The sequence below is a fragment of the Rhizobium terrae genome, from assembly GCF_003425685.1.
GTDB lineage: Bacteria > Pseudomonadota > Alphaproteobacteria > Rhizobiales > Rhizobiaceae > Neorhizobium > Neorhizobium terrae.
This window is the reverse complement of record NZ_QJKM01000041.1, coordinates 1-13,464: the sequence shown is the minus strand read 5'-3', so window position 1 is coordinate 13,464 and position 13,464 is coordinate 1. Positions and strand designations below refer to the sequence as shown.

Here is a 13,464-nt window from a genome sequence, read left to right as displayed (position 1 = left end):
TTGGCGTCAGACCCGCCAAGCAATTGGTCCAATATCGCGTCCGGGATAACCGGCTCTTTCCGTCGTGCCATGGGAATCTCCTTCATACCCATTATGCACCCCGTACACGAAATTCCTGACACTCCCGGCCCAGGAGCTGATATCCTTTGATATTGGGAGCCACCGTGTCGAAACCGGCTTCGAGTAACGCGCCATCCTTGAGATCCCTTCGTTCCTGTCGCCTCGGTGTAGTCGAGGCGTATACCGCCGCTGCGATAACTTTCGCTGTCGAATGCAGTATCGCGCTCGATCTTCTTTATGCCGTCGATCGCGATCGTCTCCGCCAGCCAATCATAGAAGGCCTTCCGGCTTTCGCGATGTGCTGGCTTGCCGTGATTAGGGCCGGTCTTGACCCCCATCGCCTCGGGAGGTTCGATGCGGATATCGATATCTTCCGAGAATCGGTTGATGATGCGGTAGCCTTTGGATAGCGAGGTGCCGCCCTTTAGCTCGAACCGCATCTTCAGCTGCTGCAGGCCGTATAGGCAGGGCATGATCCAGTAGTCTTTCTCGACCAGCACCGGCTGCACCTTCTCCTCGGCGACGATGCGCAGCAATGTCCGAAATCTTTATGGTTATGCAGGAAATCAGTTGGTATGCGTGTCCGCTACGAGACCGTTGAAGAATTTGCGGGTCCGTACCATGCCGTATTCCTTGGCGGCACGGATGAGGGCGCTGCGATTGCCCTGCAGAGCACACTCTTTCACACGGGCCAGCACCTGTTCGCGGTCCTCGGCCAGATGGTCGAGATCGTTGACCAGGTCGACCAGTAGGAATTCCTTGGCCAGGATCTTGGGAAAAGTCGGTTTCTTGCGGAACTCAAATTCCCGTCCACCCAGCATGAAGTTGCCGTGGCGCTTATGGTTGTAGACAACGGTCTTGTTATAGAGCTGCGTCGCTCCGACACCCAGGCTATTATAGGCATTGGGGGAGGTGACGAGATAACGGTCGTCCTTCAGGAACGCTTTGACGAGAGCACCATCTTCGGCGGGCGCCTTGCCAAACGCCGTCTATGCGCCAGCGGTTCCTCAGCTCCGGCGCGAATGCCGATCTTTCAAGCTAGGGATGCAGCACAATGGCGAAAAGCGACGACCGAACGCATTAATGCATTTCCGGCGATTGAGGAGAGGTCTCTGGCATGATCAGCGATGCGCGCAAGCAGGGATCCCGATCGACCTCTGCAGGAGCGAAAAAGCTATCTCGCTCAAGGCGAGGCAAAGCGCCATGAGAGTCTCGTGATTGCCTTCGGGTTCAGCGAGATCGCGCGCGTTCAAATTGCCGTTTGTGGACATGCCAACGCATTAGCGCTCCGACCCACTAGTTGCGCTGCTTCTCAATAAAACAATCGGCAGTTTGATCTTGCGCAATGATGATGTTGCGCGACGGCTTATTGCTGCGGCAGTGATTTCCGGGAAATTGAATGCGAATCCTTCGTCCAATCCTTCTGCTCTGCGCCTACCTATGTCTCACGGCGTCCACCGGTTCAGCGGCGGTTCTGCAACAGTATCTGCCGGAGACAAACATCTCTGATCTGGTCCCGGGCGCAGACGCTCTCGGACCTATGCGGAAGGACCTGGCCGTTGCTCCGGTGTTGAAGGACGGTAAAACCATAGCATGGATTTTCGTCACCTCGGACTTCGTCGGCACCACGGGCTATTCAGGCAAGCCAATCCACTCGCTCGTGGCCGTGGATATGAATGCGAAAATCGTCAGCGTGCAGTTGGTGAAGCACTCGGAGCCGATCGTCCTTATCGGGATTCCGGAAGCGAAGATAAAGGCGCTCGTTGCCGGCTATGTCGGTCTGGACCTCGTCGCCGAGGCGAAATCCGGCGGTACGGCCCATGAGGTGAATATCATCTCCGGTGCCACCGTGACCGTGATGGTGATCGACGATTCGATTATCCGCTCCAGCCTCAAGGTTGCCCGTGCCCTCGGGTTGGGTGGGTTGGTGCCGGAAGCTGCTGATGCTGGGCCACGTTTTGAGGTCGATCCGGCGGCGAAACAGCCCACCGAGTGGTCGGAGGCAGAAGGCGACGGAACCGTACGAAGGCTCTCGCTTGACGTGGCACAGGTCAACGGCGCCTTCGCCGCCCATCCCGATCCGCGCGCCCGCGATCGGGCGTTGACCGCAGCGCCGCAGACCACCTTCGTCGATATGCAGGTAGCCTTGGTTTCGGTTCCGGCTATCGGCGGTGCCATGCTCGGGACGGCAGAAGAGGGCAATCTCCGCCAATGGCTGGGCGTAGGCGAGCATGCCATCGCCGTAGCAGGACGCGGGCTCTATTCATTTAAGGGCTCGGGCTATGTGCGTGGCGGTATCTTCGACCGGATCGTGCTGATCCAAGACGATGTGTCCGTGCGCTTCCGAGACCGCGACCATCGTCGTTTTGGTGGCATCGCGCTTACAGGCGCGCCGGAATTCACCGAAATGGACCTGTTCCGCATCCCCGCGGGCGTCGGCTTCGATCCCGCAAAGCCGTTCCGCATCCAGCTTCTGGTGCAGCGTGAGGTCGGTCCGGTAGAGAAGGTCTTTCAGACATTCGATCTCGGTTACCAACTGCCGCAGAGATATCTGCGCGCAGTCGCCGCTCCGGCCAGGGAGGCAAAAGAGGTCGCCGCCGTCGTCAACAAGAGTGAGGACACCGCGCAGGCGGAACTCTGGAAGCGGATCTGGAGCGACAAGCAGGTCGAGATCGCCATAGTCGCCACCATGCTGTTGGTGCTAACCAGCGTATTCTTCTTCCAGGGCTTCGCCACCAGGAATGCCCGCACCTTCTACATCTTCCGTATGGGCTTCCTGGCCGTGACCTTGGTCTTCCTTGGCTGGTATGCCAGTGCTCAGCTTTCGGTCGTTAATTTGATGGCCCTGTTCGGCAGCTTGGTCAGCGGCTTCTCCTGGCAAGCCTTCCTGCTCGATCCCCTGACCTTCATCCTCTGGTTTGCGGTTGCGGCGGCCCTGCTGTTTTGGGGCCGGGGAGCCTATTGTGGCTGGCTCTGCCCCTTCGGCGCGCTTCAGGAACTTACTAACCAGATCGCTCGCAAGCTGCGAATCCCCCAATGGACTCTGCCATGGGGCCTGCACGAACGGCTCTGGCCGATAAAATACATGATCTTCCTCGGTCTCTTCGGCGTGTCGCTGATGAGTATCGAGCAGGCCGAGCATCTTGCAGAGATCGAGCCGTTCAAGACCGCAATCGTCCTGAAATTCATTCGCGCCTGGCCGTTCGTGGCCTATGCCGTAGCGCTCCTGGTGGCCGGGCTTTTTGTCGAGCGCTTCTACTGCCGATACCTCTGCCCGCTCGGCGCGGCGCTGGCGATCCCGGCTCGGCTGCGCATGTTCGACTGGCTCAAGCGGTATCACGAATGCGGAAATCCCTGCCAAACCTGTTCAAATCAATGCCCGGTGCAAGCGATTCACAAGACGGGGGAAATCAACCCCAACGAATGCATCAACTGTCTGCATTGCCAGGTCCTCTACCAGTCAGAATCCGTCTGCCCTGTCGTGATCAAGAAAATGAAATCACGGGCAAAACTGGCAGCAAGCCTGGGGAGCGCTCCGGTTCAAGTTCCCGCAAACAAAGTCTAACCCAAGAAGGAAATCGATGATGGATCCGAATGAAAACAAGGGATTGAGCCGCCGGGCTCTGTTCAGCGCTACCGCCGGAGGGGCTGTTCTGGCTGGAATGACAGGACCTGCCGTCATGGGCCTCGGGGCTGCCGTCCTTGCGACACCGGCCAACGCTGCGACCGGAAGCGATGGCTCCGTCGCGCCCGGCAAGCTTGACGACTATTACGGCTTCTGGTCCTCTGGCCAGACTGGCGAAATGCGTATTCTCGGCATCCCCTCCATGCGCGAACTGATGCGGGTACCGGTTTTCAACCGCTGCTCGGCTACCGGCTGGGGTCAGACAAATGAATCGATCCGAATCCATCAGCGCACGATGTCGGAAAAGACCAAGAAGCAACTTGCCGCCAACGGCAAGAAAATCCACGACAACGGCGACCTGCACCACGTGCACATGTCCTTTACGAACGGAAAGTATGACGGTCGATATCTCTTCGTGAACGATAAGGCCAACACTCGTGTGGGGCGGGTCCGCTGCGATGTGATGAAGACCGATGCCATCTTGGAAATTCCCAACGCTAAGGGCATCCACGGCATGCGTCCGCAGAAATGGCCGAAGACGAACTACGTTTTCTGCAACGGCGAGGATGAGGCGCCGCTGATCAACGACGGCTCGACGATGAAGGACGTATCCAGCTATGTGAACATTTTCACTGCGGTCGATGCCGAAAAGTGGGACGTGGCATGGCAGGTGCAGGTATCCGGCAATCTCGATAATTGCGATGCCGACTACGAGGGCAAATGGGCTTTCTCGACCAGCTACAACTCAGAAATGGGCATGACGCTGGAAGAGATGACGAAGTCAGAGATGGACCACGTCGTCGTCTTCAACATCGCCGAGATCGAAAAGGCCATTGCCGCGGGGCAGTATAAGGAGATCAACGGCGTCAAGGTGCTGGACGGACGCAAGGAGGCAAAATCCCTCTTCACCCGTTACATCCCGATCGCCAATAATCCACACGGCTGCAACATGGCGCCGGACAAGAAGCATCTGTGCATTGGGGGAAAGCTCTCGCCGACTGTCACAGTCCTCGACGTGACCAAATTCGCTGCCCTGTTCTACAACAATGCCGATCCGCGTAGCGCTGTGGTAGCGGAACCGGAACTGGGCCTCGGCCCGTTGCACACCGCTTTTGACGGTCGCGGCAATGCCTATACCTCGCTTTTCCTCGACAGCCAGGTGGTGAAGTGGAACATCGCGGATGCCATCAATGCGTTTGCTGGCGAAAAGGTCAATCCGATCAAGGACAAGCTGGACGTCCAGTACCAGCCTGGCCACCTGAAGACGGTCATGGGCGAGACGCTTGACGCCTCCAATGATTGGCTGGTGTGCCTGTGCAAGTTCTCCAAGGACCGCTTCCTGAACGTCGGCCCTCTGAAGCCGGAGAACGATCAGTTGATCGACATTTCCGGCGACAAGATGAAGCTCGTGCACGACGGCCCGAACTTCGCCGAACCGCATGACGCTATCGCTGTTGCGCCTTCCATCCTGCCCAACATCCGTTCGACTTGGGACCGCAAGGACCCGATATGGGCCGAAACCCGCAAACAGGCCGAAGCCGATGGAGTTAATATCGATGAGTGGACAGACCAAGTGGTCCGGGACGGCAACAAGGTCAGAGTCTACATGACCTCAGTCGCACCTGCCTTCAGCCAGCAGAGCTTTACGGTCAAGGAAGGCGACGAGGTCACCGTCATCGTCACCAATCTCGACGAGATCGATGACCTGACTCACGGCTTCACCATGGGCAATCACGGCGTCGCTATGGAGATCGGACCCCTACAGACGAGCTCAGTGACCTTCGTTGCCGCCAATCCGGGTGTCTACTGGTACTATTGCCAGTGGTTCTGCCATGCACTGCACATGGAAATGCGCGGTCGCATGTTCGTCGAACCGAAGGCTGCTTGAACAATGCGCCTGTCTCTCCTTCTGATCGGCCTTCTTCTCTCTTCGCAGCTATCTGCCGCGGAGCGTGAAGTCATGCCAGGGAAGGGCAGCCTGGCCGCAGCCGTCGCCGGTGCCGAGCCCGGCGACGTGCTCAAGCTCATGGACGGGGCCTATGGCGGCCCCGTCACCATTGATCGACCCCTCACGGTCACCGGCCCACGTGGAGCAGTGGTCGATGGACTTGGCAAAGGCAGCGTGCTGACGATTGCCGCGCCTGATGTGATCTTGACCGGCTTTACGGTCACTGGCTCCGGCCGGGTGAACGAGGACCTTGATGCCGGTATCAAGATCATCAAGGGCGCCGATCGCGTCCAGATCGAAGGATTGCTTGTCACGGGGAACATGCATGGCATCGACGTGCATGGCGGCCGCGACGCGGCCGTTTTGGCAAACGAAATAATTGGCGCCCGCAGCCCCCGGATGAACGAGCGCGGCAACGGCATCTATGTCTGGAACAGCCCGGGCACGCGGCTCGAGCGCAACAGGATTCGCTACGGCCGAGACGGCATATTCTCCAATGCGAGCGCCAACAGCTATTATCGTGGCAATATCATGCGCGATCTGCGCTTTGCAGTACATTTCATGTATACTCGTAATACCGAGATTTCTGGCAATATTTCGATCGGAAACCATCTCGGCTTTGCCATCATGTTCTCCGACCGGGCCAAGATCCAAAACAATCTCAGTTTGGGTGACCGGGAGCATGGGCTGATGCTAAATTACGCCAACAATGCCGATGTCACAGGCAATTTGGTCCGCGGCGGCACGAAGAAATGCCTCTTTATCTACAACGCGCACAAGAACCTCATCTGGCACAACCGGTTTAAGGGCTGCGGCATCGGCATTCACTTCACCGCCGGCTCTGAGAAGAACGTGCTGACCGACAATGCCTTCATCACCAACCGGGAACAGGTGAAGTATGTCGGCACCCGCAACATGGAATGGAGCCTCGACGGCAAGGGCAATTTCTGGTCCGACCATCCGGCCTTCGATCTCAACGGCGACGGCGTCGCCGACAGCTTCTATCGACCCAACGACCTGATGGACCAGATCCTCTGGTCGCAACCGGCTGCGGGCCTGCTCATCGGCTCACCCGCGGTCCAACTCGTGCGCTGGAGCCAACGGGATTTCCCCGCCACGCTACCTGGAGGCGTGCGCGACAGCGCGCCCTTAATGCACCCCCTGACCATGTCCGTCCCGCCCGAAATTCTCGCTTATGAAGCCGAGGCCGCCAATCGCTGGACCGAAGGAAATCATGATGACGCCGACTCTGACGATCTCTCGTCTCACTAAGCGGTTTCAGTCGCTTGAGGCGTTGAAAGATGTCTCGTTGGCTCTGGAACCTGGAAAGCGCGCCGCTTTGCTCGGTCACAACGGTGCTGGCAAGTCGACGATAATGAAGATCGTCCTTGGCCTCATCCCGTTCGAAAGCGGCGAGGTGAGGGTCTGCGGTGCGCGTCCCGGTTCGTCTGAAGCGCGGGCAAAGGTGGCCTATCTTCCGGAAAACGTCGCCTTTCATCCGGCCTTGACCGGGGAAGAGCAGCTTCGCCACTATCTTTCTCTAAGGGGTGAACGCCCGAGCCGGGCGATGGAGCTGCTGGCGCGTGTGGGCCTCTTGCATGCCGCGCGGCGGCGGATCGGCACCTACTCAAAGGGCATGCGTCAGCGTGTGGGGCTCGCTCAGACGCTGATCGGCCATCCCCGCCTCCTGGTGCTCGACGAGCCGACATCCGGCCTCGACCCGGTATCGCGGCGCGACTTTTATGAACTGCTTGACGGACTTGCGGCGGACGGTACCGCGATCCTGCTCTCGTCGCATGTCCTGACGGAGGTGGAGGCGCGCACCGACCGCATTCTGATTCTCTCTGGTGGAGAACTCGTGGCGGAAGGTACACTTGCCGATTTGCGCACACGCGCGGCGCTGCCGATCGTGCTTCTGGTTCGCCCAGCAGCCGGCCATGCGGCAGCGCTGGCCACAGCCTTTCCCCTGGGCATACAAGGCAAAGACGGCGTGCTGCGCATCGCCTGCGACCAGTCGGACAAGCTGCCGCTCCTCGCCGGCGTCGCCGCCCTGGGCCACCAGGTCGCGGATCTCGACGTCATCCCTCCGAGCCTCGAGGACATTTACAGCCATTTCAGCCGGAGGGATGGGCAATGAATCGTATCCTTGCCACTGCCATCTCTGAGTTCCGCATCGCGTTCCGCAACCGATGGGTTTCCATCGCCACCGGCATGATGGTGCTCTTCGCGCTTGTACTGGCTGCCGCTGGCTCCGCTCCGACCGGCGATGTCGGAGTCGACCGGCTGTCCGTGACGGTGGCGTCACTGACCTCGCTTGCCGTCTATCTCGTTCCTCTTCTGACGCTGCTGATGAGCTTCGACGCTTTGGCGGGCGAGGTGGAGCGCGGCACGCTTCCTCTGCTGCTTACATATCCGGTCTCGCGTCTGCAGATCCTGCTCGGCAAGTTGCTTGCGCATCTTGCCATCCTCGCGCTTGCAGTCGGCTTCGGCTTTGGCGCGGCGGCGCTGGTCGCCGTCAGATCGGATCCCGATGCGATCGCGGGTCTGGCCTCGCTGTGGCGGCTGATCTGGTCCTCGGTTCTGCTCGGGGCGACCTTTCTCGGTGCAGGTTACACACTTTCGGCGCTGGCGCGGCGGCCCTCTGGGGCGGCTGGGCTCGCCGTCGCCGTCTGGCTGGTTGCTGTGGTTCTCTACGATCTCGCCTTGTTGGCGCTGATCGTATCGGACGCTGGCGGAGCCTTCACGACGCAGGTGCTGCCCATAGCTCTGCTCGCTAATCCGGCGGATGCATTCCGCGTCTTCAATCTCTCCGCGGCGTCAGCGGTCGCCGCGGCAGGCGGCATCGGAGGGGCGGCGAATTCTATCCCGCTCTGGCAGTCGGCTGCCTCGCTTCTTCTCTGGCCGCTGGCTTCCGTCGCGCTTGCCACCGCAGCCTTTCAGAAAGTGACACTATGATGAACCTTATTCGCCCGGCGCTCTTCCTAGCCATGCTCGCGCTGCTGAGCGCCTGCAAGGAGGAGGTGAGCCAGAACATCAAACCCCAGGATCTCACGCCCGACACGCTCGGTCATTACTGCCAGATGAATCTCTTGGAGCATCCAGGCCCCAAAGCCCAGGTCTTCCTGAAGGACAATCCGGCGCCGTTGTTCTTTAGTCAGATCCGCGACGCCATTGCCTACACTCGCGCGCCCGAGCAATTGGCGCCCATCATCGCGTTTTATATCAATGACATGGGTGCTGCCAGCGCCACCTGGGATGAGCCCGGGGCCGGCAACTGGATCACTGCTGAAAATGCTTTTTATGTTGTCGGGTCTGGTCGGCAAGGTGGAATGGGAGCGCCGGAGACGGTGCCCTTCTCGAGCCGAGCGCGTGCGGAGGAATTCGTGCGCGCCGAGGGGGGGCAGGTGCTGAGGCTTGCCGACATTACCGATGACTTAGTCCTCGCCCCGGTCGACAGCGATCCGAACCAAGAGAGCAGCAACGCGGACCATCAAGGCCGCCTGGGCGCCCTGAATAACAAAAATGGAGGCTGATCCATGCCAATAACCCGTCGTCGCCTCATCACGATTTCCGCCGCGCTCGCCATGCTGCCGGCGGCCGTACACGCGACCATGCGGACGTCGCGGCTCTGGACCGGGCAGGCGCTTGGCGCGCGCGTCTCAATCCGTATCAGCCATCCGGATGGCGACGCCATTGGCCGACGAGTTATGGCAGAAATCAATCGGCTGGAGGATATCCTGAGTCTCTATCGCCCGAACAGCTCCCTCGCCATGCTCAATCGCGAAGGGCAGCTCGCCCATCCGCCTTTCGAGCTACTGGAGTGCATGTCGCTGGCTGGCGGTGTTCATGCCGCCTCTGGCGGGCGCTTCGATCCAACCATCCAGCCGCTCTGGGCACTTTGGGTCGAAGCTGCCGTCCACGGTAAACGACCGGATGCCAAGGCGATCGAACAAGCAATACGCAATGTTGGCTGGCACATGGTTGAGCTGAATGCCGCAGGGATCACCCTCAAACATGGCATGGCGCTGTCGCTCAACGGGATCGGACAGGGGTATGTTGCCGATCGAGTGGCGGCGCTGCTGGAGGCTGAAGGTCTCAACAACATCTTGATTGACACAGGTGAATTGCGGGCTCTTGGCGGTCAGCCAGAAGGCGGCGGCTGGCCGGTCGTCCTCAAGACTGGCGAGTCGTTGAATTTACGCCAGCGCGCGCTCGCTTCATCCGCTCCCCTTGGGACGACCTTCGATGAAGGCGGAGAGTATGGTCACATCCTTGATCCCGCAACGGGAATGCCAATCCCGGTACGATGGGACACGGTGTCGATCTCTGCCCCCTCGGCTGCTGTGGCAGATGCTCTGGCAACGGCCGCTTGCCTCATGCCCGATGTTGGGTCGATAGAAGCGATGCTTAGGGGCTTTGCAGGAGCGCGTCTGGAAGGCGGCATTTAGCTACAAGCCGCGTCTTTTTGCTGTTTCAAAGGAGATCTCGCCATAGCGCCAACTGCACCACTGCCAGTGATTCTTTTTGTGCATCAAGTGAGTGCTGCGGAAGCTGTGTTGTGGTGGCATGGTCACGCAATGGCTGAAATCGTCAGCTGCGATTGGCCTGCCCGGTAAGTTGAATTCTCGTGATGTCGATCGGCTTCCTTCGCCTGGGGGTGATTACTTGCAGTGATGACGCATGTGGGTGCTGACATCGCCCATCCGGGGGATATTCACCGAGCAGAAGTGGCCACTATGTCACCCGCAGATGGGTGGTCTTCCCCCTGATTGATCCATCTAGCACTCGCCCACTCTTGGTTAAGACGCAGATGTTTACCCTGCGAGCCGGCTTTCTGCTGAGGCAAATTTGGACGAGGGTAACGCCTGGTGCGTGCAGCACGGATCGATTTCCGCCCTAATTGGCTTCTTCGTCCAATGCCTATTCCCTCTTGCGGATCGACTCCCCCAGGCCTTTTACAGCGCCGTCAGTTTGCTCACGGGATTCCTCCGAATCCAGCTTGTCATACTCAAGTTTGATGAGCTCCGTCAGCTTTTCTTTTCGTTCCAGATCAGCTTCAGCCCGGAGCAGGTTTTGGAAGTGTTCGATTGTCTTCAGAATCGCGTATCGTCGCATTGGGTCACCTTTTGAGCCGAGAGCAGAACTGGAGAGAAATTGACAAAAGTCAAAGCTGCTCCAGCGACACGTCAACTCGGCCCCGTCTCTATCTGCCGCTCAATCCTCCAACAGGACCGTTCATTGATGTAGGCAAGTGCTCAGACTGACGGCAGCGGGTGCAGTTGATAGATTGTTGGTCCTCATCGATCGTAAGGTTGCCTAGACCTAAACGAGCAAGTCCGCAAAAGGAGGCGTCGAGACATTGCCAATGGACACGCATGGATTTTGTTCAGCTTGCTGGCAGGAGAGGGCGAGGGGCTGGTCGCTTCGGTGAAGTCGCGATAGCGCAAGTGTCTTCCTCACGATCTCCTTTCCAAACGCTGTCTCGCGGCCCGCCCTCATCCCCTACCCACCGAGAAACCCGTCGGGATTCTTGCTGAACGTCGTGCCGAAGTTGCGATCGGTGGAACCAGTTTCCAGCAGCCGTTTGTACTGACCGTCAGCCCAGGCAAGGGCATGTTCTTCAAACCGGAAGTCCCGCTCATACTGGCATCCGTTCTCGGTCAGGCGGACTAACCAGTAGCCATCGTGAGGAATGAGTTCGACGGTGTTGGCAGTCACTAGCTTCCTCGTCTTGTCGACACGTCGTTGCAACGGCACCAACACACGATCGATTCGTCGTCTCCAGTCATTCATCGACGATTTTTTACAACCACAAGCAGATGGTGAGCGTTCGGTGCTCGCGTGACGCCGCTTATGTTCGTTGTTAAACTGTTGCCAATGCGCCAGGTAGGGAGGCGATGGGCATCGGGACATGCCCTGCCACGAGAGCATCGTTCAAACCACATCCACCTTGAGAACCCGGGGGGCCTTCGACTTTTCCACCGGAAGTACATTGCCAACCGGTGGAAGTGCGCGGCCGGCTTCTCTGGCGATCTCGGTCGGAACCACTTGCCAGCGCGAGGGCTCGAGGGCGGGGGTACTCGCTACCGCTGATGAACAGGTCACCAGCCTGCTCGCAATCGATGGCTGCCTGCCAAGCGGGTGAGGAAACAGCTCCATCTGCCACAGAGAACCTAGGCTGCCTGGCTGAATTGGCGCTTCCCCTCAGAAGTCAATAAAACCCAGGGTGGTCCTTGACATGAAGAAAGGCTGACGCATGTTGTTGGTTGGAGGTCGCACGCTCATGGGAGAGAGATGTGTCTGATTTTTCGACGAGCCGGAATAAAGTCGGTTCCCCGAGAGGGAAGCGGACGCGGGAGTTCGTGACCTTCCTTGTGCTCGCCTTCGGCATATGGCCCATTTTCGCGGTGGGGGTTGTCGGCGGTTACGGCTTTCTGGTCTGGATGTTCCAGATCATCACTGGTCCCCCGGGACCTCCCGGACATTGAGTAGATCGCGTTCGCGGCTGAAGCGCTGAGGAGGCGGCATTGTCGATCCAGAGCAAACGTTACTTTGTCTCCAGCGCGGTCATTGTTGTCCGGGCAGACAAAACAGATGCGACTGTTGAACACCTTTCGAAGATGCCTGGTGTGGGAGTGCACGGGGTGCAGGACCGCAAAATCGTCGTCGTTATCGAAGGTGGCAGCAGTGGAGAGCTGGGCGCGTCCCTCGCGGAGATTTCCGGTTTGGACGGCGTGGTCGCCGCCAACATGGTGTTCGAGCATTCAGAAGACGAGGAGGTAATCTGCGATGATCGGAGAATTCACACGGCGTGATCTGATCAAGGCCCATGCTGCGGCAATTGCCGCAGCCACCGCCGGGGTTGCGCTCCCTGCGGCAGCTCAGCCAATACCAGGCGGTGTCGAGGCACTCGAAATAAAGTGGTCAAAAGCGCCCTGCCGTTTCTGCGGCACGGGTTGCGGGGTAATGGTCGGCGTCAAGGAAGGCCAGGTTGTGGCAACGCATGGCGATATGCAGGCCGAAGTCAACCGAGGCTTGAACTGCATCAAGGGCTACTTCCTTTCCAAAATCATGTACGGCGAAGACCGTCTGCAGACGCCACTGCTGCGAAAGCGTAACGGCAAGTACGCGAAAGACGGAGAGTTCGAGCCGGTAAGCTGGGACGAAGCATTCGACGTTATGGCTGAGCAGTGCAAGAAAGTCCTGAAGGAGAAGGGGCCTACTGCCGTCGGTATGTTCGGTTCAGGTCAGTGGACCATCTTCGAAGGGTATGCGGCCACGAAGCTGATGCGAGCGGGGTTTCGCTCAAACAACCTCGACCCCAATGCGCGCCACTGTATGGCCTCCGCGGCCTATGCGTTCATGCGCACCTTCGGCATGGACGAACCGATGGGCTGCTACGACGACTTCGAAAACGCCGACGCCTTTGTTCTCTGGGGTTCGAATATGGCGGAGATGCATCCGATCCTTTGGACGCGTCTGGCCGATCGTCGGCTCGGTTACCCGCATGTGAAGGTGGCGGTCCTCTCGACATTCACCCATCGCAGCATGGACCTCGCGGACGTCCCGATCATCTTTACGCCCGGCACCGATCTTGCCATCTTAAACTACGTCGCCAACCACATCATCACGACCGGGAAAGTAAACGAAGAGTTCGTTCGCAAGCACACCACTTTCATGAAGGGTGTGACGAACATCGGATATGTGCGGATTCCGACGTGAAGCCGGCCGCCATTCCGATCAAAGACCGGCCACCATTCCGATTTGAAGCCGGCCACCGTTCCGATCAAAGACCGGCCAGTTTTCGGCACTGAACATTACCTCCTGGGTC

14 protein-coding genes and 1 pseudogene are annotated in these 13,464 nt (G+C 58.9%); 11 read left to right on the top strand and 4 right to left on the bottom strand.

Going from position 1 to position 13,464, the window contains the following annotated elements; translation table 11 throughout:
* Together DMO26_RS32720 and DMO26_RS34655 are read right to left on the bottom strand one after the other, a co-directional pair.
* Positions 1 to 596, bottom strand: a 596-nt coding sequence (locus tag DMO26_RS32720) for a nucleotidyl transferase AbiEii/AbiGii toxin family protein (RefSeq protein ID WP_226951510.1), incomplete at its 3' end; no start/stop codon positions are given.
* A gap of 30 nt (positions 597 to 626) precedes the next feature.
* Entirely contained in the window at positions 627 to 881 is a 255-nt protein-coding gene (locus DMO26_RS34655; RefSeq protein WP_226951509.1) for a hypothetical protein, read from the bottom strand.
* A gap of 9 nt (positions 882 to 890) precedes the next feature.
* On the opposite strand from DMO26_RS34655, the gene DMO26_RS34650 reads away from it, so the two are divergent.
* The 8 genes from DMO26_RS34650 (at position 891) to DMO26_RS32675 (ending at position 10,081) form a co-directional block, all read left to right on the top strand.
* Positions 891 to 1,181, top strand: coding sequence for a hypothetical protein (locus DMO26_RS34650; protein ID WP_162895183.1), 291 nt, complete (start codon positions 891 to 893; stop codon positions 1,179 to 1,181).
* 419 nt (positions 1,182 to 1,600) lie between these two features.
* Entirely contained in the window at positions 1,601 to 3,625 is a 2,025-nt protein-coding gene (locus DMO26_RS32705) for a NosR/NirI family protein (RefSeq protein ID WP_226951508.1), read from the top strand.
* A 16-nt stretch (positions 3,626 to 3,641) separates the two neighbouring features.
* Positions 3,642 to 5,573 carry a TAT-dependent nitrous-oxide reductase gene (gene nosZ, locus DMO26_RS32700; protein ID WP_205421301.1) on the top strand — a complete coding sequence of 644 codons (1,932 nt, stop codon included), beginning with the start codon at positions 3,642 to 3,644 and terminating at the stop codon, positions 5,571 to 5,573.
* Positions 5,574 to 5,576: 3 nt separating this feature from the next.
* Entirely contained in the window at positions 5,577 to 6,905 is a 1,329-nt protein-coding gene (locus DMO26_RS32695) for a nitrous oxide reductase family maturation protein NosD (RefSeq protein WP_117196447.1), read from the top strand.
* Positions 6,868 to 7,770, top strand: coding sequence for an ABC transporter ATP-binding protein (locus DMO26_RS32690; RefSeq protein ID WP_226951507.1), 903 nt, complete (start codon positions 6,868 to 6,870; stop codon positions 7,768 to 7,770). The genes DMO26_RS32695 and DMO26_RS32690 overlap by 38 nt, the downstream gene beginning before the upstream one ends.
* Positions 7,767 to 8,588, top strand: a complete 822-nt coding sequence (locus tag DMO26_RS32685) for an ABC transporter permease (RefSeq protein WP_117196445.1) — start codon at positions 7,767 to 7,769, stop codon at positions 8,586 to 8,588. Before DMO26_RS32690 ends, DMO26_RS32685 begins: the two co-directional genes overlap by 4 nt.
* A complete protein-coding gene (locus DMO26_RS32680; protein WP_226951506.1) occupies positions 8,585 to 9,166 on the top strand; it encodes a nitrous oxide reductase accessory protein NosL in 582 nt (193 codons plus the stop codon). Before DMO26_RS32685 ends, DMO26_RS32680 begins: the two co-directional genes overlap by 4 nt.
* A 3-nt stretch (positions 9,167 to 9,169) precedes the next feature.
* Positions 9,170 to 10,081 (top strand): FAD:protein FMN transferase, encoded by a 912-nt coding sequence (locus DMO26_RS32675; RefSeq protein WP_205421300.1) that lies wholly within the window; start codon positions 9,170 to 9,172, stop codon positions 10,079 to 10,081.
* Between the two features lie 472 nt (positions 10,082 to 10,553).
* On the opposite strand, the gene DMO26_RS34035 is transcribed toward DMO26_RS32675, so the two are convergent.
* Complete coding sequence (locus DMO26_RS34035; RefSeq protein WP_162895182.1) at positions 10,554 to 10,748, bottom strand: hypothetical protein; 195 nt, start codon at positions 10,746 to 10,748, stop codon at positions 10,554 to 10,556.
* 387 nt (positions 10,749 to 11,135) lie between these two features.
* Positions 11,136 to 11,351, bottom strand: a complete 216-nt coding sequence (locus DMO26_RS32665; RefSeq protein ID WP_162895181.1) for a hypothetical protein — start codon at positions 11,349 to 11,351, stop codon at positions 11,136 to 11,138.
* A 578-nt stretch (positions 11,352 to 11,929) separates the two neighbouring features.
* Between DMO26_RS32665 and napE the strand changes: the two genes are divergently transcribed.
* The 3 genes and pseudogenes from napE to DMO26_RS32650 form a co-directional block, all read left to right on the top strand.
* Positions 11,930 to 12,121, top strand: coding sequence for a periplasmic nitrate reductase, NapE protein (gene napE, locus DMO26_RS32660; protein ID WP_117196442.1), 192 nt, complete (start codon positions 11,930 to 11,932; stop codon positions 12,119 to 12,121).
* Positions 12,122 to 12,160: 39 nt separating this feature from the next.
* On the top strand, positions 12,161 to 12,448 hold the full coding sequence (locus tag DMO26_RS32655) for a chaperone NapD (protein ID WP_117196441.1): 288 nt from the start codon (positions 12,161 to 12,163) through the stop codon (positions 12,446 to 12,448).
* Positions 12,423 to 13,337: pseudogene (locus tag DMO26_RS32650) on the top strand (molybdopterin-dependent oxidoreductase); the annotation flags it as partial. The gene DMO26_RS32655 and the pseudogene DMO26_RS32650, both read left to right, overlap by 26 nt.
* Positions 13,338 to 13,464: the final 127 nt, after the last annotated feature.

Coding starts and splice junctions, on each gene's coding strand:
- DMO26_RS32685 (WP_117196445.1), top strand. CDS start 7,767: ATGAATCGTATCCTTGCCACTGCCATCTCTGAGTTCCGCATCGCGTTC.
- DMO26_RS34035 (WP_162895182.1), bottom strand. CDS start 10,748: ATGCGACGATACGCGATTCTGAAGACAATCGAACACTTCCAAAACCTG.
- DMO26_RS34655 (WP_226951509.1), bottom strand. CDS start 881: ATGCTGGGTGGACGGGAATTTGAGTTCCGCAAGAAACCGACTTTTCCC.
- DMO26_RS32690 (WP_226951507.1), top strand. CDS start 6,868: ATGATGACGCCGACTCTGACGATCTCTCGTCTCACTAAGCGGTTTCAG.
- DMO26_RS32680 (WP_226951506.1), top strand. CDS start 8,585: ATGATGAACCTTATTCGCCCGGCGCTCTTCCTAGCCATGCTCGCGCTG.
- DMO26_RS32695 (WP_117196447.1), top strand. CDS start 5,577: ATGCGCCTGTCTCTCCTTCTGATCGGCCTTCTTCTCTCTTCGCAGCTA.
- DMO26_RS32705 (WP_226951508.1), top strand. CDS start 1,601: ATGCGGAAGGACCTGGCCGTTGCTCCGGTGTTGAAGGACGGTAAAACC.
- DMO26_RS32675 (WP_205421300.1), top strand. CDS start 9,170: ATGCCAATAACCCGTCGTCGCCTCATCACGATTTCCGCCGCGCTCGCC.
- nosZ (WP_205421301.1), top strand. CDS start 3,642: ATGATGGATCCGAATGAAAACAAGGGATTGAGCCGCCGGGCTCTGTTC.